20 protein-coding genes and 1 riboswitch are annotated in these 20,666 nt (G+C 62.5%); of the genes, 9 read left to right on the plus strand and 11 right to left on the minus strand.

Features of this window, described 5'->3' with window-relative positions; translation table 11 throughout:
• Positions 1-4: 4 nt before the first annotated feature.
• Positions 5-196, plus strand: a riboswitch (yybP-ykoY riboswitch).
• The 4 genes from ACOJSI_RS04675 (at position 180) to ACOJSI_RS04690 (ending at position 6,126) form a co-directional block, all read left to right on the plus strand.
• Positions 180-1,187, plus strand: a complete 1,008-nt coding sequence (locus tag ACOJSI_RS04675) for a sodium:calcium antiporter (RefSeq protein ID WP_420137096.1) — start codon at positions 180-182, stop codon at positions 1,185-1,187. (Overlaps the previous riboswitch by 17 nt.)
• A gap of 38 nt (positions 1,188-1,225) precedes the next feature.
• Positions 1,226-2,470, plus strand: a complete 1,245-nt coding sequence (locus tag ACOJSI_RS04680; protein ID WP_420137097.1) for a putative DNA modification/repair radical SAM protein — start codon at positions 1,226-1,228, stop codon at positions 2,468-2,470.
• 262 nt (positions 2,471-2,732) lie between these two features.
• Positions 2,733-4,130 carry a UdgX family uracil-DNA binding protein gene (locus ACOJSI_RS04685; RefSeq protein WP_420137098.1) on the plus strand — a complete coding sequence of 466 codons (1,398 nt, stop codon included), beginning with the start codon at positions 2,733-2,735 and terminating at the stop codon, positions 4,128-4,130.
• Positions 4,131-4,188: 58 nt separating this feature from the next.
• A complete protein-coding gene (locus tag ACOJSI_RS04690) occupies positions 4,189-6,126 on the plus strand; it encodes an OPT family oligopeptide transporter (RefSeq protein ID WP_420137099.1) in 1,938 nt (645 codons plus the stop codon).
• On the opposite strand, the gene ACOJSI_RS04695 is transcribed toward ACOJSI_RS04690, so the two are convergent.
• The 3 genes from ACOJSI_RS04695 to uvrC form a co-directional block, all read right to left on the minus strand.
• Positions 6,121-6,936: an aldo/keto reductase gene (locus ACOJSI_RS04695; protein ID WP_420137100.1), complete on the minus strand. Its 816-nt coding sequence runs from the start codon at positions 6,934-6,936 to the stop codon at positions 6,121-6,123. The genes ACOJSI_RS04690 and ACOJSI_RS04695 overlap by 6 nt on opposite strands.
• Positions 6,937-7,034: 98 nt before the next feature.
• Positions 7,035-7,766, minus strand: a complete 732-nt coding sequence (gene recO, locus ACOJSI_RS04700; RefSeq protein WP_420137101.1) for a DNA repair protein RecO — start codon at positions 7,764-7,766, stop codon at positions 7,035-7,037.
• A gap of 32 nt (positions 7,767-7,798) precedes the next feature.
• On the minus strand, positions 7,799-9,739 hold the full coding sequence (gene uvrC, locus ACOJSI_RS04705) for an excinuclease ABC subunit UvrC (protein WP_420137102.1): 1,941 nt from the start codon (positions 9,737-9,739) through the stop codon (positions 7,799-7,801).
• A 50-nt stretch (positions 9,740-9,789) separates the two neighbouring features.
• Between uvrC and ACOJSI_RS04710 the strand changes: the two genes are divergently transcribed.
• The gene (locus tag ACOJSI_RS04710) at positions 9,790-10,320 is read left to right on the plus strand and encodes a DUF4337 family protein (RefSeq protein ID WP_420137103.1); all 531 of its coding nucleotides are present in this window, start codon (positions 9,790-9,792) and stop codon (positions 10,318-10,320) included.
• 35 nt (positions 10,321-10,355) lie between these two features.
• Here ACOJSI_RS04710 and ACOJSI_RS04715 read toward each other — a convergent pair whose 3' ends face one another.
• From ACOJSI_RS04715 to ACOJSI_RS04735, 5 genes are read right to left on the minus strand one after another with little or no spacing between them, the layout of a single operon-like run.
• Complete coding sequence (locus ACOJSI_RS04715; RefSeq protein ID WP_420137104.1) at positions 10,356-10,910, minus strand: hypothetical protein; 555 nt, start codon at positions 10,908-10,910, stop codon at positions 10,356-10,358.
• Between the two features lie 12 nt (positions 10,911-10,922).
• The gene (locus ACOJSI_RS04720; RefSeq protein ID WP_420137105.1) at positions 10,923-11,411 is read right to left on the minus strand and encodes an ATPase; all 489 of its coding nucleotides are present in this window, start codon (positions 11,409-11,411) and stop codon (positions 10,923-10,925) included.
• A 60-nt stretch (positions 11,412-11,471) separates the two neighbouring features.
• On the minus strand, positions 11,472-11,702 hold the full coding sequence (locus tag ACOJSI_RS04725; RefSeq protein ID WP_116089728.1) for a F0F1 ATP synthase subunit C: 231 nt from the start codon (positions 11,700-11,702) through the stop codon (positions 11,472-11,474).
• A 30-nt stretch (positions 11,703-11,732) separates the two neighbouring features.
• Entirely contained in the window at positions 11,733-12,521 is a 789-nt protein-coding gene (locus ACOJSI_RS04730; protein ID WP_420137106.1) for a F0F1 ATP synthase subunit A, read from the minus strand.
• Positions 12,522-12,556: 35 nt separating this feature from the next.
• On the minus strand, positions 12,557-12,904 hold the full coding sequence (locus ACOJSI_RS04735; RefSeq protein ID WP_420137107.1) for an AtpZ/AtpI family protein: 348 nt from the start codon (positions 12,902-12,904) through the stop codon (positions 12,557-12,559).
• A 143-nt stretch (positions 12,905-13,047) separates the two neighbouring features.
• Between ACOJSI_RS04735 and radC the strand changes: the two genes are divergently transcribed.
• Positions 13,048-13,734, plus strand: a complete 687-nt coding sequence (gene radC, locus ACOJSI_RS04740) for a RadC family protein (protein WP_420137108.1) — start codon at positions 13,048-13,050, stop codon at positions 13,732-13,734.
• Between the two features lie 66 nt (positions 13,735-13,800).
• Positions 13,801-15,111, plus strand: coding sequence for an adenylosuccinate lyase (gene purB, locus ACOJSI_RS04745; RefSeq protein WP_420137109.1), 1,311 nt, complete (start codon positions 13,801-13,803; stop codon positions 15,109-15,111).
• 163 nt (positions 15,112-15,274) lie between these two features.
• On the opposite strand, the gene pgmG is transcribed toward purB, so the two are convergent.
• From pgmG to ACOJSI_RS04760, 3 genes are all read right to left on the minus strand, one after another.
• Complete coding sequence (pgmG, locus tag ACOJSI_RS04750) at positions 15,275-16,657, minus strand: phosphoglucomutase/phosphomannomutase PgmG (RefSeq protein WP_420137110.1); 1,383 nt, start codon at positions 16,655-16,657, stop codon at positions 15,275-15,277.
• Positions 16,658-16,813: 156 nt separating this feature from the next.
• Positions 16,814-17,212: a molecular chaperone DnaJ gene (locus tag ACOJSI_RS04755; RefSeq protein ID WP_420137111.1), complete on the minus strand. Its 399-nt coding sequence runs from the start codon at positions 17,210-17,212 to the stop codon at positions 16,814-16,816.
• Complete coding sequence (locus ACOJSI_RS04760; protein ID WP_420137112.1) at positions 17,209-18,006, minus strand: division plane positioning ATPase MipZ; 798 nt, start codon at positions 18,004-18,006, stop codon at positions 17,209-17,211. Before ACOJSI_RS04760 ends, ACOJSI_RS04755 begins: the two co-directional genes overlap by 4 nt.
• Before the next feature lie 521 nt (positions 18,007-18,527).
• Here ACOJSI_RS04760 and ACOJSI_RS04765 point away from each other — a divergent pair.
• Entirely contained in the window at positions 18,528-19,877 is a 1,350-nt protein-coding gene (locus ACOJSI_RS04765; RefSeq protein ID WP_420137113.1) for an amino acid permease, read from the plus strand.
• 217 nt (positions 19,878-20,094) lie between these two features.
• Positions 20,095-20,661: a hypothetical protein gene (locus ACOJSI_RS04770; RefSeq protein WP_420137114.1), complete on the plus strand. Its 567-nt coding sequence runs from the start codon at positions 20,095-20,097 to the stop codon at positions 20,659-20,661.
• The last annotated feature ends 5 nt before the right edge of the window (positions 20,662-20,666 follow it).

The following is a 20,666-nucleotide window of genomic DNA, read 5'->3' on the forward strand; positions in this document are numbered from 1 at the left end:
TCTGCCAAAGCGCGACCTTCCCTGGGGAGTAGCCGTCCGCATCAGCGGGGTTTCCGTCAACATGCTCGGTCTTGGCCGTGGCGGAAACAGCGAGAGCTTGGCGAGACCATGGATCGGCGAGTGCCCGGGCCGGCACGTTGCCGGTTCATGTGCGTCTCACGCCGGCCCGGGATGTATCGATGCCCGTTATCTGGCTACATTTGGCGCTGCTGGTCGGTTCGGCAGTTGCCATTTATCTATCATGCGAATTGTTCGTGAATGGCGTCGAATGGGTGGGCCGTAAGCTTGCGGTCGGTCAGAAGGCGACTGGCTCTATCTTCGCTGCATTCGGAACCGCTCTCCCGGAAAGCGTGGTCACGCTGGTAGCAGTGGCGTTTGGCGCCAACGCGGCGACCAAGGCGCTAGGCGTAGGTGCCGCGCTCGGTGGGCCCTTGGCACTCGCTACGATCGCCTACGCCACTGTCGGCATCGTTTTGTTGGCCAAGCGGCAGAGCCTGCCTAAGACATCGGAAATCTGTGGCAGCTTTCGGATTTTGGCGCGCGATCAAGGATGGTTCCTTGTTTTGTTCGCGGCCAAGATCGCGCTGGGCCTGATCGCCTTTGCCTGGAAACCGTGGTTGGGCATTCTCTTCCTGGCGGCTTATGCCTTGTACGTCCGCAAGGAGATGGTCGGCGAAGCGATAGACGAGGAGGGCGAGGCCGAAGCACTGACCTTCGCGCCAAACAGCGCTGTTCCCGGTACGGCGGTCGCGCTCTTTCAGACGCTGCTGTCGCTGGCGATCATCTTTGTCGCGTCCCGCCTGTTCGTCTCGCAGCTGGAGGCGCTGGGCCCTGCCCTCGGCCTTCCGCCCCAGCTTCTGGCGCTGTTGCTGAGCCCGATCGCGACCGAATTGCCAGAGACGATGAACGCCATCATCTGGGTCCGGCAGGGAAAATATCGTCTCGCGCTCGCCAACATCTCGGGCGCGATGATGATCCAAACCACCATCCCCACGGCCTTCGCGTTGTTCTGGACGCCGTGGATGCTGGACACGCCGCTGATCGTCGCCGCTGGCATTACCGCTGTTGCAGTCACCATCATGTTCATCGCCTTCGGACGCGGCGTCGTTTCCCGCCGGCTGCTTGCCGCCATGGGATTGCTATATCTCGTTTTTGTCGCGCTGCTTCTGCTGCTTCATCTGGGATAAGCATTGCCCGCTCGCGCAATAGAACATATAAGGAACGCATGGCGCAGCTCGATACGCGTGAGAAACTTGCGATCCTGGCGGACGCGGCAAAATATGACGCCTCCTGCGCCTCTTCGGGAACGTCGAAGCGATCGTCGCGCGATGGGAAAGGCTTGGGATCGACCGATGCGGGTATGGGCATCTGCCATGCTTATGCACCCGATGGCCGCTGCATTTCTCTCCTCAAGATCTTACTGACGAATAGCTGTATCTTCGACTGCCATTATTGCATCAACCGAAAGAGCTCCAACGTTCGGCGGGCACGTTTCACCGTCGACGAAGTGGTGAACCTCACCCTGTCCTTCTATCGCCGGAATTATATCGAAGGTCTCTTCCTTTCTTCCGGCATCATTCGATCTTCCGATTATACGATGGAGCAATTGGTAGAGGTGGCGCGCCTGCTGCGTGAAAAGCATCATTTCCGTGGCTATATCCATCTCAAGACTATTCCGGATGCCGATCCCGAACTGGTTCACCAGGCCGGGCTCTATGCCGACCGCCTGTCGATCAATGTCGAGCTTCCCACGGAAAATGGCTTGAAGCGGCTGGCGCCCGAGAAATCCGGTGCGCGTATTGCGGGCGCAATGGGGGACCTCAAGGGCGCGATCGAAGACGGCAAGGATGCACGCAAGCGCTACCGGTCCGCGCCGAAATTCGCACCAGCGGGGCAATCGACGCAGATGATCGTGGGAGCGGACAGCGCCAATGATCGCGACATTATCGGGAGCGCGCGCCGGCTTTACGATCGGTACAGTCTCAAGCGCGTTTATTATTCGGCCTTCAGCCCGATTTCGGATGCGAGCGCCATTTTGCCGCTGAAGCGCCCGCCTTTGATCCGCGAGCATCGGCTATATCAGTCGGACTGGATGATGCGCTTCTATGGCTTTGCGGCGGACGAAGTCGCGGCGGCCGCAGGCGACGATGGTATGCTGCCGCTGGATATGGATCCGAAGCTCGCCTGGGCGCTGAAGTTCCGCGATCAATTTCCCGTCGATGTGAACCGTGCTTCGAAAGAGATGTTGCTGCGCGTGCCGGGGCTGGGCGTCAAAGCTGTCTCCGCGATTCTGAACTCGCGGCGTTCCCATGCTTTGCGTTTAGATGACGTCGCGCGATTGACTGTTTCCGTTAAAAAGATCCGGCCCTTCATTATAGCGGCAGATTGGAAACCCATCCTGCTGGCGGACAGTCTTTTATCGCCTCCGCCCCTTTCTTTGAAATCGCAACTTGAACTGTTTGGGGCATGAACATCGTTTCGCACATGCAAGATAAGCTCGGCGACGAGCCCAGCTTTTTGCTACCATTTCTGGGAAGAATAGCTATGTTGCTGTGCGGCAGAGATGAGCGAGGGGCGTTCGATGTCGACGTTGTTGAGCGTATTGGCCGTCATTTACGGCGGTTCTGTAATCATCGCTTTGGGGGGCGGAATTGTCTGGATGATCACATCCGGATCGGGCGACGCGGCGGGAGAAAATCCCGAAGTTCAATAATTTATGTCGGTCGCGGCTGATGCATCTCGCATCGCTTGCGGCGGAAGATGATTTTGACGGCTGGCGCAAAGAGGCGCGGCGGTTTGCCGCGTTGAACATCGCCCCAGGCGAGATCGCCTGGCGCGTGGGGGATGCTTTCGGCGATCTTCTGGCAGCGACGGCCGATTCGCAGCCTGCGGTCGGGGGAGCGACGCCTTTTTCGGTTCCCCGCCCCTTCGTCGATCTGGCGCGCATGGCGCTTCGTCATTTGGAGCCCGAACGGTTCGGTCTTCTCTACAGCTTGCTGTTGCGGATACGCGAAAATCCAAGGCTGCTGCAGGATCAGACGGACGTTCTCGTCCGCCGCGTCGAGTTGATGGCGAAGGAAGTCCGTCGCGATATTCACAAGATGCGGGCATTTGTGCGCTTCCGGGAAATTGGCGAAGGCGAAGAGCAGCGTTTCGTCGCCTGGTTTGAACCCGATCATCACATCGTTCGCGCAAATGCCGGTTTTTTCCTCGATCGGTTTGCATCCATGCGTTGGTCTATTTTGACGCCCGAACTATCGCTCCATTGGGACGGCGTCACCTTGCGCGAAGCACCCGGAGCTGTGCGCTCGGACGCGCCTGATGGCGATCCGCTCGAGGATACCTGGAAGACCTATTACGCCTCCATCTTCAATCCAGCGCGCGTGAAGATCGGCGCCATGGTGAAGGAGATGCCGCGTAAATATTGGAAAAATATGCCGGAGACCGCGTTGGTCCCGGAACTGATTGCAAGTGCGCAGGCGCGGGAGAGTGCGATGGTGGCCGCAAGCCGCGAAAATCTCGGCGCGAACGCAACCCGCTCCTGGGCGGCGCTGCGCGATGAAGCGATGGGGTGTACACGCTGCTCGCTGTTCAAGGATGCTACTCAGACGGTTTTCGGCGAAGGTCCCTTGGACGCAAGGCTGATGTTCGTGGGGGAACAACCAGGCGATCAAGAGGATCTGGCGGGTAAACCCTTTGTCGGCCCGGCCGGGCAGATGTTCGATCGGGCGCTGGCTGAGGCCGGATTGGACCGGCGGCTCAGCTACATCACCAATGCGGTCAAGCATTTCAAATATGAACAGCGCGGCAAGCGCCGGATCCATGCCAAGCCAAATGCAGGTGAAATCCAGGCCTGCCGCTGGTGGTATGGGCAGGAACGTGAATTGATCCGGCCACGCGTGACGGTCGCCATGGGGGCGACCGCGGCCCGGCAGATGCTGGGCAAGGCGGTGACGATCAGCGGTACGCGTGGGGCAGCGCATCGGCTGGAGGATGGCAGCGAAGGATGGGTTACGGTCCACCCAAGCTTCCTGTTGCGTATCCAGGAAAAAGAGGAGGCGGAGGCAGAATATCTACGTTTCGTCGCCGATCTCAAACGCGTGCGCGAACGGGTCGACGCGTTGAGCTGAATATCCCTGCCGCATCCGAGGCATCGACTCTGTCCGGGCCATCCGTCTAGGAGACAGGATGGCCTCGAACCCTGCGACCCGTCCTCCCGAAATCACGCTGCGTGGAATCCTGCTGGGGTGCTTCATCACCCTGCTGTTCACAGCGGCAAATCTTTATCTGGGCCTCAAGGTCGGGCTGACCATTGCGACATCGATACCCGCGGCGGTCATATCCATGGCGCTGCTGCGGAACTTCAAGAATTCGAACATCTTTGAAAATAATATCGTCCAGACGATCGCGAGTGCGGCCGGCACTTTATCGGCGATCGGCTATGTCCTGCCAGGCCTCGTCATGGTCGGCTGGTGGAGCGGCTTCAGCTTTTGGATGACGTTCGCGATCTGCGCCATTGGCGGCCTCCTCGGCGTGTTGTTCAGCGTACCGCTCCGCCGTGCCTTGGTGACGGGGTCGGACCTGCCCTACCCGGAAGGCGTCGCTGCCGCGGCCGTGTTGAAGGTCGGTTCCGAGACAGCCGCCGGTGCCGAAGAGAGCAAGGTTGGATTGCGCGTCATCATCGCCGGCAGTCTCGCGTCCGCTTTCTATTCCGCTGTCGCGGCCACGCAGGTGGCGACGGCGGAGATCACCAAATGGTTTCGTGTCGGGCCGGCGGGCACCGGCGTCGATGCGAGCATGTCCTTCGCGCTGATCGGCGCGGGACATCTCGTCGGTCTGACGGTAGGGCTGGCAATCTTCTGGGGGCTGGTCCTCGGCTTTGGCATTATAACGCCCCTGCTCACCTACCTTGCGGGTACGCCGGAAGCAGCCGAATATATCTGGGCGCATCAGGTGCGCTTTTTTGGCGCTGGTGTGATCGGCGTGGCGGCCCTGTGGACGCTGGCGACGCTCATCGTGCCGATCTTCCGCGGCCTGAAGGAGTCGCTTGCCGCATCGCGAGCGCGCAAGGCTGGTAACGAGCTGCTGGCGATCGAAGAGCAGGATTTGCCCGTGGCCGCCTTAGGCTTCGGCCTGATCGTCCTGATCGTGCCGTTGGCGCTCGTTCTGTACGAATTCCTTATCGCGGGTCCGCTCGTCACCCTCGCCTGGCCTCTTGTTGCGCTGGGGATCGTCTACGTGCTCGTCGCCGGGGCAATCGTGGCGGCCGTGTGCGGGTATATGGCTGGCCTGATCGGCGCCTCGAACAGCCCCGTATCCGGCCTCGGCATCCTGGGGGTTGTCGGCGCCGGACTGATGCTGGCGATCCTGGTGCAGCCGCATATTCCGGCCGGCGCACTCCAGCATCTGGTCGCCTTCGCGCTGTTCCTCACCGCGCTGATCTTTTCCACGGCGACCATCTCAAACGACAATCTGCAGGATCTGAAGACGGGCCAGCTCGTCGGCGCCACACCATGGAAGCAGCAGGTCGCACTGGTCATCGGTGTCATCGCCGGCTCGCTGGTCATTCCCGTCGCGCTCAACCTGCTGAACAAGGCCTATGGCTTCGCGCCCCTGGAAGGCACGGCGCCGCCGGCCCCCTTGGCAGCGCCCCAGGCGACCTTGATCAGCACGCTCGCGCGCGGCGTGTTGGGCGCCGGGCTGGACTGGCCCGTCATCGGCGCCGGCGTTGCGGTCGGCATCGCGCTGATCCTGATCGACGCCCTGCTTGGCAAGCTTGGCTGGCGGCGGGTTCCGCCGCTGGCCGTTGGCCTGGGTATCTATTTGCCGATGGGAGCGACGCTGCCGGTGGTGGTCGGCGCGATCATTGGTCGCCTGTATGAAGCGCAGACCAAGACGGAAGTCGCCGCGCGCAACGGCGTGCTGCTCGCATCCGGCTTCATCGTGGGCGATGGCTTGTTTGGGGTTGCCTTGGCGGGGTTGATTGTCGCGACCGGTAGCGGAACCCCGCTCGCCTTGGTGGGAGAAGGCTTCGCCACGCCCGCCATCTTCGTCGGCCTCGCTCTTTTCGGCGCGCTGTTGGCCTATCTTTACCGCTGGGTCTCACGCATCTCCGCGCGCTTATAAGACATCCGGATCCGGCCCGATCCGCCCATCCGGGCTGTCGAGGGCCGCGATCGCGCGCATGTCGTCCGCGTCCAGCGTAAAGTCGAAGACGTTGAGATTTTCCTCCTGACGCGCACGGCTCGACGACTTGGGGATGACCGTCAGCCCAAGCTCGATATGCCAGCGCAAAATGACCTGTGCGGGCGTGCGTCCATATTGGCGCGCAATCTCCGCGATCGTTGGATCCGACAGCGCCCCGCCGCGCCCGAGCGGGGACCAGCTGGTGGTAACGATGCCATTTTCCTCATGATAGGCGCGCAGTTCAACCTGTTGAAAATGTGGATGAAGCTCGATCTGGTTGACCGCAGGCACGACGCCTGTGTCATGGATGATCCGCTCCAGATGGGCCATCGTGAAGTTGGATACACCGATGGAGCGCACCCGCCCCTCTTCGCGCAGCCTGATCAGCGCCTTCCAGCTTTCGGCATACAGATCCTGCCGCGGGACGGGCCAATGGATCAGATAGAGATCGATGACGTCCAGCCCGAGGGCGGCATAGCTGGCATCGAACGCCCGCAGGGTTCGGTCATAGCCATGATGGTCATTTGGCAGCTTGGTCGTCACGAAAACATAGCGATCGGTGGCCCGTATGGCGCGGCCCACCGCGGCCTCGTTGCGGTATAATGTCGCGGTATCGACCGCCTGATACCCCGCATCCAGCGCGTCCCGGACCAGCTGTTCGGTCTCTTCCGGTGGTACTAGGAACACGCCATAGCCCAGTTGCGGCATCGATTTGCCATCGTTCAGAAGGATTTTTGGCTGTTCGGTCATCGCTTGAGCACCCGTAAAACATGTGATGGGGCAACGCGCCAGGCACCCATCGGGGCACGTTAATTCTCGAAACGCGGCGGAAACTTTGCCGCCGGCGGTTAAGAGACGGCGCGTTTAAGGCGGCCCACAAGCCGTTCGCGCGCGGCTAATATCTCCGAAACCCGCCCATGCAGCAGGTCGCGTTCCAGAAAATGACCGGTGAGGCGCAGCCCATCCAGGATGTCCGGCCAGGTGCCGGGGGCGCCATCGGTGAGGAAAGGCGGTAGCGGCAGCAGGCGATCGCGATAAAGTTCGCCCGCATTCCGGCTGACTGCACCGCCGCTTTTGGGGCTGACATAAGCAAGATCTACGCGACTGCCGGTTGCGACGCACGCCGACAGATCCAGCCCAAATCCCAATTCCGACAGCAACAACAATTCATAGCGGACCAGCGCCGCCGCCCATCCTCGCGCCGAAGGCGCGGCAACAACGGCGGCCAGAAGTCCGTCGAGAGCGGTGTAGAGGCGCGGATAAGGCTGGGCCTCGGGCAAGGCGCTGGCGGTAAGCGCAGTCGTCCACTCGATCGCCGCGACCGGCAGCGGCTCGCTCAGCATCGATGCGCGGCTTTCGGTGAGTTCCACCGTCAACGCCGGAAGCTGTTCCTCCGTTCGTGCACGATAGTCCGCGCGGATCAGATTGCCCGGCACCAATGTTGGCCGTAGCCGTCGCGAACGCCCGCCCCTCACATAGCCAGCCAACAGACCGTCTGCCCACGTCAGAGCGCGGACGATGGCGCCATGTTCGCCATGCCCCCGCACCGCGCAGACAATCGCCTCGGCTTCGACATGCATCCTAGCGCGCGCTCCAACGCACGATGGGCGCGTCAACCGCTGGGATGAAAATGGTCATAGATCGCGCGCGCCATGGCCGCGGACACACCGGGCGCCTTCTGCAGGTCCTCCAGACCCGCGCTTTTCACCGCCTTGGCCGTTCCGAAATGCATGAGAAGCGCCTTTTTGCGCGCCGGGCCGATGCCGGGCACGTCATCCAAGGGGCTGCTGGTGAAGGCGGCGGCGCGCTTGGTGCGGTGGGCGCCGATGGCAAAACGATGCGCCTCGTCCCGCAGGCGTTGCAGGTAAAACAAGACGGGGGAGTTCATCGGCAGCATCGACTCGCGCCCATCGGGAAGGTGGAAATGCTCGCGGCCGGCGTTGCGATCGGGACCTTTCGAGATGCCGACGACCGGCACATCGTGGACGCCCATCTCCTCCATCGTTTTGTAGACCGCCGATACCTGGCCCTTGCCGCCGTCGATCAGCAGCAGATCGGGCCACTCACCCGATTTGCGATCGGGATCTTCTCGCTCCAGCCGCGCAAAGCGGCGCTCCAATACCTCGCGCATCATGGCGAAGTCGTCGCCCGGGGCGGTCTCCGGCCGCTTGATGTTGAACTTGCGATATTGGCCGTTGCGGAAGCCTTCCGGCCCGGCGACCACCATCGCGCCCACCATATTGGTTCCCATGATGTGGCTGTTATCGTAAATCTCGATGCGGTTGGGCACCGCGTCGAGACCGAACAGGTCGGCGACCTCGCGCAGCAGCTTCGACTGGGTTGCGCCCTCCGCCAGCCGGCGATCGAGCGCTTCTTCGGCGTTGCGCGTGGCCTGGGCGAGAAGACGCCTTTGCTCCCCCCGCTGCGGCACCTTGATCACGACCTTGCGCTCAGCTTTCGCCGCCAAGGCTTCAGCGACCAACTCCGCCTCCGTCAGTGTGCGATCGACCAGGATCAACCGCGGCGGTGGCACCTCTTCATAGAATTGCATCATGAAGCTGGTCAGCACTTCGTCTTCCGGAATGTCCGAAGTGTGCGTCGGAAAGAAGGCGCGGTGACCCCAATTCTGGCCGCCGCGGATGAAGAAGGCCTGGATGCCGATCTGCCCGGATTTACAGGCGAGCGCGAACACGTCCGCGTCGTCAACGCCCTCGGCGTTGATCGCCTGGGTGCCCTGAATGAAGGTTAACGCCTTCAACCGGTCGCGCAGCACTGCGGCCAGCTCGAAATCCATCGCTTCCGCAGCTTCCGCCATTTGCGCGCTCAGTCGCTTCTGGACTTGGGTGGACTTGCCCGAGAGGAAGGCGGTCGCGTCCGCAACCAGCTCGGCATAATCCTCCTTGCTGATCCGATCGACACAAGGCGCCGAACAGCGCTTGATCTGATGAAGCAGGCACGGCCGCGTCCGATTGGAAAAGAAACTGTCGGTACAGGACCGCAACAGGAACAGCTTTTGCAAGGACGTCAGCGTCTTGCGGACGGCCCCTGCCCCGGCAAAGGGGCCGAAATATTGGCCTTTGGCGCGGCGTGCACCCCGGTGCAGCTGGGCGCGGGGAAAAGGATGATCCTCGCGCAGCAGGATGAAGGGAAAGCTTTTATCGTCGCGCAGCAGCACATTGTATGGCGGTCGGAACCGCTTGATGAGCTGCGCTTCGAGTAGCAGCGCCTCCGCTTCGGTGTTCGTGGTGACCACCGTCATGCCACGGGTTTGCGCAACCATGCGCGTCAGCCGTCGCGGCAGCCGCGACACCTGCGTATAGTTGGCGACCCGATTGCGCAGCGCGCGTGCCTTGCCGACGTAGAGAACGTCGCCACGCGCATCCAGCATCCGATACACGCCCGGCCGGACGGGTAGCGTCTTCAGCACATTGCGGATCGCGGCGATGCCGGTCTCAATGTCGGGCGCCCCCTCTCCGCCCGCCTCGCCGCGAACGGCATAGGTCGCTTTCTCTTCGCTAAAACGGTCGCCCAGGTCTTTGGTGGTGTCGCTCACATCCCTGATTTAGGAGCAGGAAGTGGATCGCGCCAGCAGTGGAGCAGGCAATGAGTGAAGCCCCCGAAATACCCGAAGCTCAGGATAAGCGATTGAACCGCGCCGTAGCCGCGACGGTGGTGGTGCTGTCGGTGATGATGGCGCTCGGCAACATCAAGGACGGGAACATCGTTCAGAATATGCAGGCGGCCCAGGCAACCCAGGTCGATTTGTGGAACGAATATCAGGCGACCCGACTGAAACTGCACATGGAGGAGATTGCCGTGGCTGGTGGGGGTGCCGATCTGCCGCGGGCCCAGGCCGCCCTGGCCAAATATACGCGCGAGTCAGCTGCGCTGAAGCAGCAAGCGCAGGCAGCCAAAGACGATTACGATCATAATAATTACCGCGACGACCAGTTCGATCTGTCGGAAGGCCTCGCCTCGATCGCGCTGGCAACGACGGCGATCGCGGCATTGACCGAGATCTGGGGGCTGCTTTTCTTCGGTTGGGGAGCGACTGCCTGCGCGCTGCTGTTCAACGTGGCCGGCTTCGCCCAGCTGCCGATCCACCCGGATGCGATTATCAGCTTCCTGACCTGACGCACCGCGGCCCGGCGCGGCGCGGCATCAACGGGTCAGTTAACGCGCTGGCCCAGATTGGCGATGGTCCGATCCACCAGACCCTTGTCGCTGCCGGCGTCCAGACGATTCGCAATCAGTGTCGCTGCAGCGCGGGCCGCTGCATCGGCCGCCTTGGCACGGACTTCTGCAATCGCAGTGCGTTCCGCCGCAGCAATCTTGTCTTCCGCCATACGGGTGCGACGCTCGATCAGTGCAGCTGTATGCTCACGCGCATCCGCCAGAATGACGTCCGCCTCAGCCCGCGCGTGGGCGAGGATCTGATCCGCCTCCTTCTGTGCAGCCGCCGCCTTCGCCTGATGCTCGGCACGAAGCGCCTCCGCCTCAGCACGCAATTGGGAGGCTTCCTCCAGCTGCTGCCGGATGGTGGCAATCTTGTTGTCCAGCGCGCGGCCAATAGCCTTCGGCGCACCCTTCCAGATCAGGATGGCGATGACCACCAACATCGAAAGCGCAACAAAGCCACCCGCATTGATGCCGTGAAAAGCCGCCTCGCCATGTTCCATGGCTTCGGGCTGGACCAAGGTGGTCGCGTTGAGAGGAGCCGTCATCCGATGCAATCCTTACGCGGCCAGGGCCGTCTTCACCGCCATGGCGGCATCCTGCTGGTCGACGCGCAGACCGGCGACCTTGGCAACGATCTCCTGAACCGCATCGACAGCGACATTTTCGATTTCCGCCAAAGCGGCGCCCTGCTGGGCCTGCAGCTGCGTCTCCGCCGCAGCAACCTTGGCGGCGATCGCCGCATCCGCCGCCTTGATCTCCTTCTCAGAGGCCGCGGCGGCTTCCGCCTTGGCCTTCGCGGCGGCAACCTGTGCCTCGTTCCGGCTGCTGTTCAGCTTGGTCTGATAGGCCGCGTCGGCCGCGTCGGCTTCGGCATGGGCACGTTCCGCCGCAGCAAGATCCCCGCTGATACGGGCATCACGCTGCTCCACCGTCCCCTGGATCTTCGGCAGCATGAGGTAGCTGCCGATCAGGATCAATCCGAACACCACCACCAGCCAGAAGAGCTGTGAGGCGTAAATGGACGCGATCTGATCAATCTGAGGCATCGGCTTCCCTTGAAGGCCGTGAGAAAAGTGAGAGGGCGCGGCAGCGCCCTCCCCCGTAGCTTACTTGACGACGAACAGGATCAGGATCGCAATAACGAATGCGATCAGACCCAGAAGCTCGGCGGCCGCAAAGCCGATGAACAGGCGGCCCTGCTGGCCGTCAGCGGCACCCGGGTTGCGCAGTGCGCCTTCCAGGAACGAGCCGAACACGTTGCCCACGCCGAGCGCGGCCATGCCAACACCGATGGCTGCGAGGCCGGCGCCGATCATCTTGGCAGAGGTGACGTCCATGTAGATTTCCCTTCTTAGTATCTGATGAACTTAGTGAAGATTGACCGCATCGTTGAGGTACAGCGACGTCAACAAAGCGAAAACATAGGCCTGGATCGCCGACACGAGCAGCTCGAGCGCGGACACGCCGATGATCATGACGAACGACAGGAAGCTGACGCCGAAGCCAAGACCCGACCCGCTGTTGAGGCCCTGCACGACGAAGCTGGCGAACACGTCGAGCAAGATATGCCCGGCGGTCATGGCTACGAACAGTCGCAGTCCCAGGCTGAACGGGCGCACCAGGAAGCTCATGAATTCGATCGGTGCGACGAACAGCGCGATCGGCAAAGGCGTCCCATGGGGTACGAACAGCGAAAAGAAATGCAGTCCATGCTTCGCGAAGCCGACGACCAGCACGATCCCGAAGCTGACGAAGGCAAGGATGGCGGTGACGGTGATGTGGCTCGTCACGGTGAACGGATGCGCGCCGCGCACGATCCCGATCGGGAAAAGGCCGATCAGGTTGGCGAAGAGGATGAACATGAACAGCGAAAAGACGTAGGGCGTGAACTTCCTGCCCTGCGGCCCGATGTTGGTGTCCATCATGTTGGACACGAAACCGGTCATGCCTTCGACCGCCGCCTGCCAGCGGCCGGGCACAAGCTTGCGCTGCATACCGCCGAGCATGAAAATCCACAGCACGACGGCCGTGATGACCATGAACAAGGCCGAGTTGGTGAAGCTGATATCGTAACCGAACAGCGTCAGCGGCTGGCCGAACAATGGTTCGACCAGGAACTGATGCATGGGATCGATACCGGATCCTTCAGCCGCCACTCTTTTTAACCCCTGTCATGCGCGAAGCGCCCGGATCACTCCGGACGCTGCTGCGAAATCCGATAGATGTTCCGGAAGGCGACGATGATCCCGAGGATCAACATCACCAACAGGAGCCAGGGCGCCGTGCCGAACAGCCGGTCCAGAAACCAGCCGAGCAGCGCACCGCCAGCGGGACCCGCGACCAGCTCGGCCAGAACACGGCTGCCTTGACGATAGCCCTTGTCGGGCTTGCGCGGCGCCGTTCCTGTCCTTGCCTGTTCGACACCTGCCGCAGCCTTGAGCCGCGCATCCAGCTGAGAGAGCCGGACGTCCCGCCCGGAGTTGCCCCCATCCGGATTATCAGTGCCGATCGGATCCTGCCCGGGTTCGTTTGCTGTCACGCCATGCTCCTGCAGACCCAGTTGATCGGGCCGGCCCACGGCCGTGCCAGCGGGCGTTCCCGTCAGGCGCGGTCCCTTTAGCAGGGGGGGCGGGCGAGTCAACTTTTGGGTGATTTCCCTGTTATTCCCGCTAGCTTCGCCGGATGAGCGATGCCGATCCCGCCACCGACGCCAGCGGCCATCGTGCACGATTGCGCAAGCGGCTGATTCAGGGTGGCAGCGAGGCGCTGCTCGACCATGAATTGATTGAATATCTGCTCGCGCTGGCTATCCCGCGACGCGACACTAAGCCGCAAGCGCGTGCCCTGCTCGCGGAGTTTGGCAGCCTGGGGGCGGTCTTCAGCGCGGACGCCGAATCGCTCGCTCGCGAAGGGTTGAGCGAAGGCGCAATCGCGGCAATCAAGATTGCGCAGGCTTCCGCAGTCCGGTTGCTCAGGGGGGAGATCAAGGCGCGTCCCGTTTTGGGGAGCTGGCAGTCGCTGCTGGATTATCTGCATGCGGCGATGGCGCACCGCATGACCGAAGGCGCGCGCGTCCTCCATCTTAATTCCCGGAACATGCTGATCCGTGACGAGCTCGTCTCTGAAGGCTCCATCGATCAGGCCGCTATCTATGTACGGGAAGTGGCCCGCCGGGCGCTCGAGCTCGGCTCGGCAGCCATCATTCTGGTCCACAATCATCCGAGTGGCGACCCCACCCCCTCCCGTCAGGACATCGCCCTGACGAAGGAGATCATGGCCGCACTCAAGCCGTTCGGCATTCAGGTGCACGACCATGTCGTGGTTGGGTCGACCGGTCACGCGAGCCTGCGCGGGCTGGGGCTCATCTGACGGCGGATTGAACCGGGCGCCGTCGGTTGCTACCGCGCCACCTCACCTCTCGTCGAAGGCTATCCTATGATCCCCCGTTATTCGCGCCCCGAGATGGTTGCCATCTGGGAACCGCAGGCTCGTTTCCGCATCTGGTTCGAGATCGAAGCGCACGCGACCGAGGCGCTGGGCGAATTGGGCGTGGTACCCAAGAGCGCGGCCAAGGCGCTGTGGGACTGGTGGGCAACGAAGCCCGAGATCGACGTCGCCGCGATCGACGCGATCGAGGCCGTTACCAAGCATGACGTGATTGCTTTCCTCACCTGGGTGGCGGAGCAGGTCGGCGACGAGGCGCGCTTCATGCACCAGGGCATGACCTCGTCCGACGTACTCGATACCTGCCTGTCCGTGCAGCTGGTACGCGCGTCGGACTTGCTGCTGGATGATCTTGATCGGCTGCTGGAGGTGCTGAAGCGTCGCGCCTTCGAGCACAAGCTGACGCCGACCATCGGCCGCAGTCACGGCATCCATGCCGAGCCCGTGACCTTCGGGCTCAAGCTCGCCGAAGCCTATGCCGAATTCAGCCGCAACAAGGCGCGGCTGCTGGCGGCGCGGGCGGACATCGCAACTTGCGCGATCTCCGGCGCCGTTGGCACCTTCGCCAATATCGACCCGCGGGTGGAAGAACATGTTGCGGAGAAGATGGGGCTCACGGTCGAGCCGGTCTCGACGCAAATCATCCCCCGCGACCGTCACGCCATGTATTTCGCGACATTGGGCGTGATCGCCTCCTCGATCGAGCGGCTGGCGGTGGAAATTCGGCATCTGCAGCGCACCGAAGTTCTGGAAGCCGAGGAATATTTTTCTCCTGGGCAGAAGGGTTCGTCGGCCATGCCGCACAAGCGCAACCCGGTGCTGACCGAAAATCTCACCGGCCTCGCCCGCATGATCCGCGGCTATGTCACCCCGGCGCTGGAGAATGTGGCGCTTTGGCACGAGCGTGACATCAGTCACTCGTCTGTCGAGCGCTATATCGGCCCGGACGCGACGATCACGTTGGATTTCGCCTTGGCGCGGCTGACCGGCGTGATGGACAAGTTGCTGGTCTATCCGGCGCGCATGCAGAAAAACCTCGACCGCATGGGCGGGCTTGTCCACTCGCAACGCGTGCTATTGGCGCTTACCCAGGCAGGCGTAAGCCGGGAAGATTCCTATCGGCTGGTCCAGCGCAACGCGATGAAGGTGTGGGAATCCGATGGCGCCTTGTCGCTGCTGGAGCTGCTGAAGGCCGATCCCGAGGTGACGCTGTCGGATGCGGAGCTGGAGGACAAGTTCGACCTCGGCTACCATTTCCGGCAGGTGGATACGATTTTCGATCGGGTGTTTGGCGCGGCATAACGCCCGCCGCGCTCAGGCTTTCGTTAGATAGCAGGCACAATAATCGTCATTGCGAGGCGCGGGACGCGCCGCGGCGATCCAGGCCCGGGCAGGACTGGATTGCTTCCCCCGGCTTTCGCCGGGGTCGCAATGACGATTCAGCCAGAGCCTCCCCGACGCGGGATCAGTGGCCGGCTTGCGGGCCGCGCTTCAGGCCGGACAAAGCGAGCTGCTCATCAATTTGGGCCAAAAGCCGATCGAGGCCGGCCTGATCCTTGGCTTCGGCGCGGGCGACGAGCACGTCCTGGGTGTTGGACGCCCGCAACAGCCACCAGCCATCGACCGTATTGACGCGCGCGCCATCGGTACGGTTGACCTCGGCACCTGCGGCTTCGAGACGGTCCAGCACCTCATCGACAACGGCGAATTTGCGGCTTTCGTCCACCTGGAAGCGCATCTCCGGCGTGTTGACCAAGGCCGGCATCGCGCTCTTAAGCGCGGTGAGCGAACCGCCGAGCACCCGCACGGCGCTGATCAGCCGGATCGCGGCATATAGCGCATCGTCAAAGCCATACCATTCGTGGCGGAAGAAGATGTGGCCCGACATCTCGCCGGCCAGCGGGCTATCGGTTTCCTTCATCTTGACCTTGATCAGCGAGTGGCCTGTCTTCCACATCAACGGGTTACCACCCAGCTCTGCGATCCGATCATAGAGCGCCTGGCTGGCCTTCACGTCCGCAATGATAGTCGCGCCGGGCTCGGCGCGGAGCACCGGTTCGGCCAGGATGGAGAGGATCTGGTCGCCCCAGACCACCCTGCCCTCGCCGTCGATCGCTCCGATGCGGTCGGCATCGCCGTCGAAGGCAATACCGAAATCCAGCTTCTTCTCAGCCACCAACGCCTTCAAATCGGCGAGATTCTTCTCCTCGGTCGGGTCGGGATGATGGTTGGGGAAGCTGCCGTCGATGTCGGTATATAACAGGTGATGCTCCCCGGGCAGCTGGGCGACCAGCTTCTCAAGGATCCGACCGCCGGCACCGTTGCCATTGTCCCAGCCGATCCGGAAGGCGCCACCGGAATAACCCGCCATCAGCCGGTCGACGTACAGATCCTCGATATCATAATCGGTGACCTGGCCTTGGCCTTCCTCCCAATCGCCTTCGGCCGCCATCGTGCCGATCGACTGGATCTGTTCCCCGAAGAAGGGGCCATGCTGCAGCACCATCTTGAAGCCGTTATATTCCGCCGGATTATGGCTGCCGGTGATCTGCACGGCGCCGTCCACCTCCAGCGTGGCTTCCGCGAAATAGAGCATCGGCGTGGGGCCGATGCCGGTCCGCACGACATCGACACCGCTTTCGGTCAGGCCGCGCACCAACTCGTCGCGCAGGCTTGGGGACGATACCCGCCCGTCCCAGCCGACGGCGACGCGCGTGCCGCCGGCGCGGCGGACATGGGTCGCGAACCCGCGGCCGATGGCGTAGGCATCCTCGGTCCCCAACGTCTTCCCGACGATCCCGCGAATGTCATATTCGCGCAGCGAGGTCGGATCGAAACGATGGGTCATGCAAAGCTCCTGATGAAGGAAGAGAGGGCCTCGTCATTGCGGGCGCGAAAGGATGAAGCAACCCGTCCACGCCATCGTGGACTTGATTGCACGCCCTTTCATGCTCCCGCCCGCGAAGACGATGTGCCTTCATAGACGCATGAAATTGTTACGAGTTCAACCGTGGCGCTGGAGGAGCAGATCGCGCGCCGCATTCACGCGGCTGGTGAGGTCGGCCGAGCCGCCGACGTCGGGGTGGATACGTGCAATCAGGCGGCGATGAGCGGCGCGGATCTGATCGGGCGTCGCGTCAGCGGGTACATCCAGCAGCCGCCGCGCTTCGGCATCGCCGATCACCGGACGAGAGGCGCCACCGCCCCTGCGGAACCAGATCCACCATCCTGCCGCAGCGAATGCCATCAGTGCCAGCGGCGCGTTTCCCTTGAGCATCTTTAGCGCAATCAGGCCGGCCACGACCGCCATGACGTCGCCGATACGCATTGCCTGCGGGTCGCGCGTCTTCCATGCCCAATAGCCGACGCCGAGCGCGCCGACCAAGGCCAGCTCCACGATCATGCGGGTTCTGCTTCTCGCGCTGACGCGGCGGCGGTCTCAGGAAGCTGGAGACCGGCAATGAGCTCCCGTAACTCGCCGCGTGCCGCGACATGGCCCAAGCCCGCTTCCTTCCCGATGGCGGCGAGGTCCAGCAAGGTCAGGCCCTTTGGAAAGAGTTCGCGGTAGATGACGCGTTCCGACAGCCCCGGGATGACTCGGAACCCTACCCGCTTCGACAATTCCCCCAAGGCCGCCGCGACCCGTCGCATGTTGCGCGCCTCTAGATGCTGGAGGCGGTTGCGCAGCACCACCCAGTCCACGGTGCCCCCATCCTGCCGGGCGCGCAGCTTGCGCGCGTCCCACACCAGTTCGGCATAATAGCTGGGGCGCTTGATCTTGTAGCTGTCAGGATCGACCTGACCGATAAGGTCGAGATCGACGAAACTGTCGTTGATCGGCGTGACGAGTGTGTCAGCGCTAGCAATGGCGGCGCGGACATGATCGTCGTCGCGCCCGGGCGTGTCCACGATCAGATAATCCGCTTCGGCGGCGAGCGCATCCATTCGCTCGCCGATCGGAATGCCCTTGTCCGGATCGAACGTATCGAAGGTCGGGATCGGCAGGTCCAATCCATCCCGGTTGGCGAGGGCGGCGCGATTGTCGAGATAGCGGCCGAGCGTGCGCTGACGCGTATCCAGATCAAGTGCCGCGACCTTGTGCCCTTTGACGGCGAGGGCAACGGCGGTGTGGACCGCACTGGTCGACTTACCCGACCCGCCCTTTTCGTTGGCGAAGATGATACGATGCGCGACCATTGAAATCCCCTGTGACGGCGGCGCTTATGTCGAGCTAGGTGATTCCACGCAACGGGCCTCGTATGGCCAAACCGTGCCGAAGCCAGGACGGACGGGTTTTTGCCCGACTCCTTTGGGCAGTTGCCTTCCCCTTATCACGGGCACATAGCGGCAGGCCATCCCGGACCCAGCGCCGGACCCCCAATGGATCGTTCCGTCGTCCAATCATCCGATTAGGTAAAGCGGGCTCATGGTGTCGAACCAGCCCGTGGATCGTCGGCCTTGTCGGCAAAATGAAGGCTTACGCTACTGATGAAACGGGACACGCGGCATGGTTATGCTTTTGTAGCGTGGCTTCCCTTTGGAAGAAGAAATCAGGGCACGAAGCAGGGCTATAAGCTTATTCATGTGGCGCTTTTCATGATTGGGGTGGACGTACCAGATACATCAGGCGTTGGCAGATCGTTGAATGCCGAGATGGCGCGCGCATCGCAGGCGCCTGGCGCATCCGTGCTTCGACATTCAGCTGTTTGGGGCGGGTGATGAGCGGCGATCTCAGCTTAAGACAGGCCCTGAACGGCACACAGATGTCGCTGATTGCCATTGGAGGGGCCGTCGGAACCGGTCTTTTCCTGGGGAGCGGCTTTGCCGTCGGGCTCGCCGGACCAAGCGTGCTCCTGAGCTATGCCATCGGCGCGGTCATCGCGTTGCTGCTGATGATCGGCCTGGCGGAGATGGTGATCGTACAACCCCGGGCGGGTAACTTTGGTACGTTCGCCTCGACCTATATCGGGCCGACTGCTGGCCTTCTGGTCAATTATGCCTACCTATCGGCCAATCTGCTGGCAATCGGTACGGAAGCCACTGCCGTCGCGCTCGCGCTACGGGTCTGGATGCCGGACGTGCCGACTTGGGTGTGGGTGGCCGCCAGCGCGGTGAGCGTCGTCGCTGTGAATATTGTCACAATCCGGGCGTTCGGGGTGATCGAATCCACATTCGCGCTGATCAAGATTGGCGCGATCCTGTTTTTCATCACCCTCGGCGTCTGGTATTTCGTGAGTGCCCCGCCCGCCTCGAATGTGGGCACGCACCTTCTCATTGCAGACGGTGGCTTCTTTCCCAACGGTTTACGCGGAACCTGGTTTGCCGTGGTCGTGACTTTGTTCAGCTACATGGGGGTCGAACTGATCGCCGTGACAGCTGCAGAAGCCGTCGATCCGCGCGCGGCCGTCTTGAAAGCGGTGCGGCTGACCTTTGCGCGCCTGGCATTATTCTACCTAGCCACATTGAGCGTGGTTCTCACGATCGTGCCTTGGCGGAAGATCGGCACGCAGGTGAGCCCGTTCGTTGTGGTGATGGAACATGCGCATCTGCCGTCGGCCGCAGGGCTCCTCAATCTCGTCGTCCTGATCGCGGCGCTGTCGGCCATGAACAGCCAGCTTTACGGCGCGAGCCGGACGGTATTCGGCCTTGCCATGGCGGGTCAGGCGCCCGGCTTCCTGAAAGGGGTCAGTCGCAACGGCGTGCCCCTTCCCGCCCTTACGCTTGCCGCATCGGGGATGGCCGTTGCCATCGGCATCAACGCGGCAATGCCGGAGCATGCGCTTGAAATCATGATCGCGCTGGCGAGTTTCGGTGCCATCTTCACCTGGCTGATGATCTTCCTCAGCCATATCGCCTTCCGCCGTTCCAAACGGACGGCCGACGCGGAAGCCAGCATAGCGGGCGGGCGTCTCTCCTCCTATTTAGGTGCCGTCCTCGTCACCGCCGTGCTGATCACGACGCTTTTCATGCCGGCCTTCCGGCTGACGGTCGTCTGCGGAATTCCGCTGCTTATCATTGTGGCTGCCCTGGGCCGGCGCCACACCCGAAAAGCCGCCGTGCAGAAGTAGGAACGCGCACGCTGGATCAAGGCTACGCGTCAGCCTCCGTGAGAACGGCGCTGCCGGGCTTCGCTCGATCATGCATTTCGGGCATCGAGCGCCGCACTAGGTTAGCGGATAGGCAGGCGAGCATAGCGCCGGGCGGCGCGTCCCAGCCAGACCGTCTTGGCGTACTATAGCGTGGGAGCAGGCGCATACCTATGTGCGCGCCTGCAAAGGAGCAAACATGTCCTTCTACCACAAGGCGGCATCAGCCGTGGCGCTGATGCTGGCGGCTCTCCCCTCGCAATCATGGGCGGCGCCCCCACCGGAAAGTGGCACCATCTCGCTTGCTCCGCGTACGACGGATGGCGACTATGATCCTGCGCTCGCCTCCTTCGTGGAGGCCGCTACGGAAGCCCTGGGCGCGCGCGGCTTCACGATCCTGGATGCGGATCATGCGGCATATTCGGGAGAGCTTATCCTGAGCCGTGAAGAGGTCGGAACCGGGACGGCCAAGGTGGCGTCTAACCGGGCTTCCGTCGACCGCGGCGGAGCTTTTGGCAGCGTGGGTGCCGGCGTGACCATCCCCTTGTCCACCGGCAAGTCCAGCATTGTTCCGCTGCAGCGGACGCGGCTGGAATTGCGGATCCGCAAGCGTGGTGACCCGGCTGTCGTGTGGGATGGCGCGGCTGTGACGGTACGTGCTGCCGGGACGCGCAAGGGAGCCGACGAAGCGGTGGCCACCGATCTCAGCAACGCACTACTGCGCAGCTATCCCATTCCACAGGCGACCGACATCGGCGTTCCCTGAGCGAC

Source organism: Sphingomonas sp. (genome assembly GCF_048595155.1).
Classification (GTDB): domain Bacteria; phylum Pseudomonadota; class Alphaproteobacteria; order Sphingomonadales; family Sphingomonadaceae; genus Sphingomonas_I.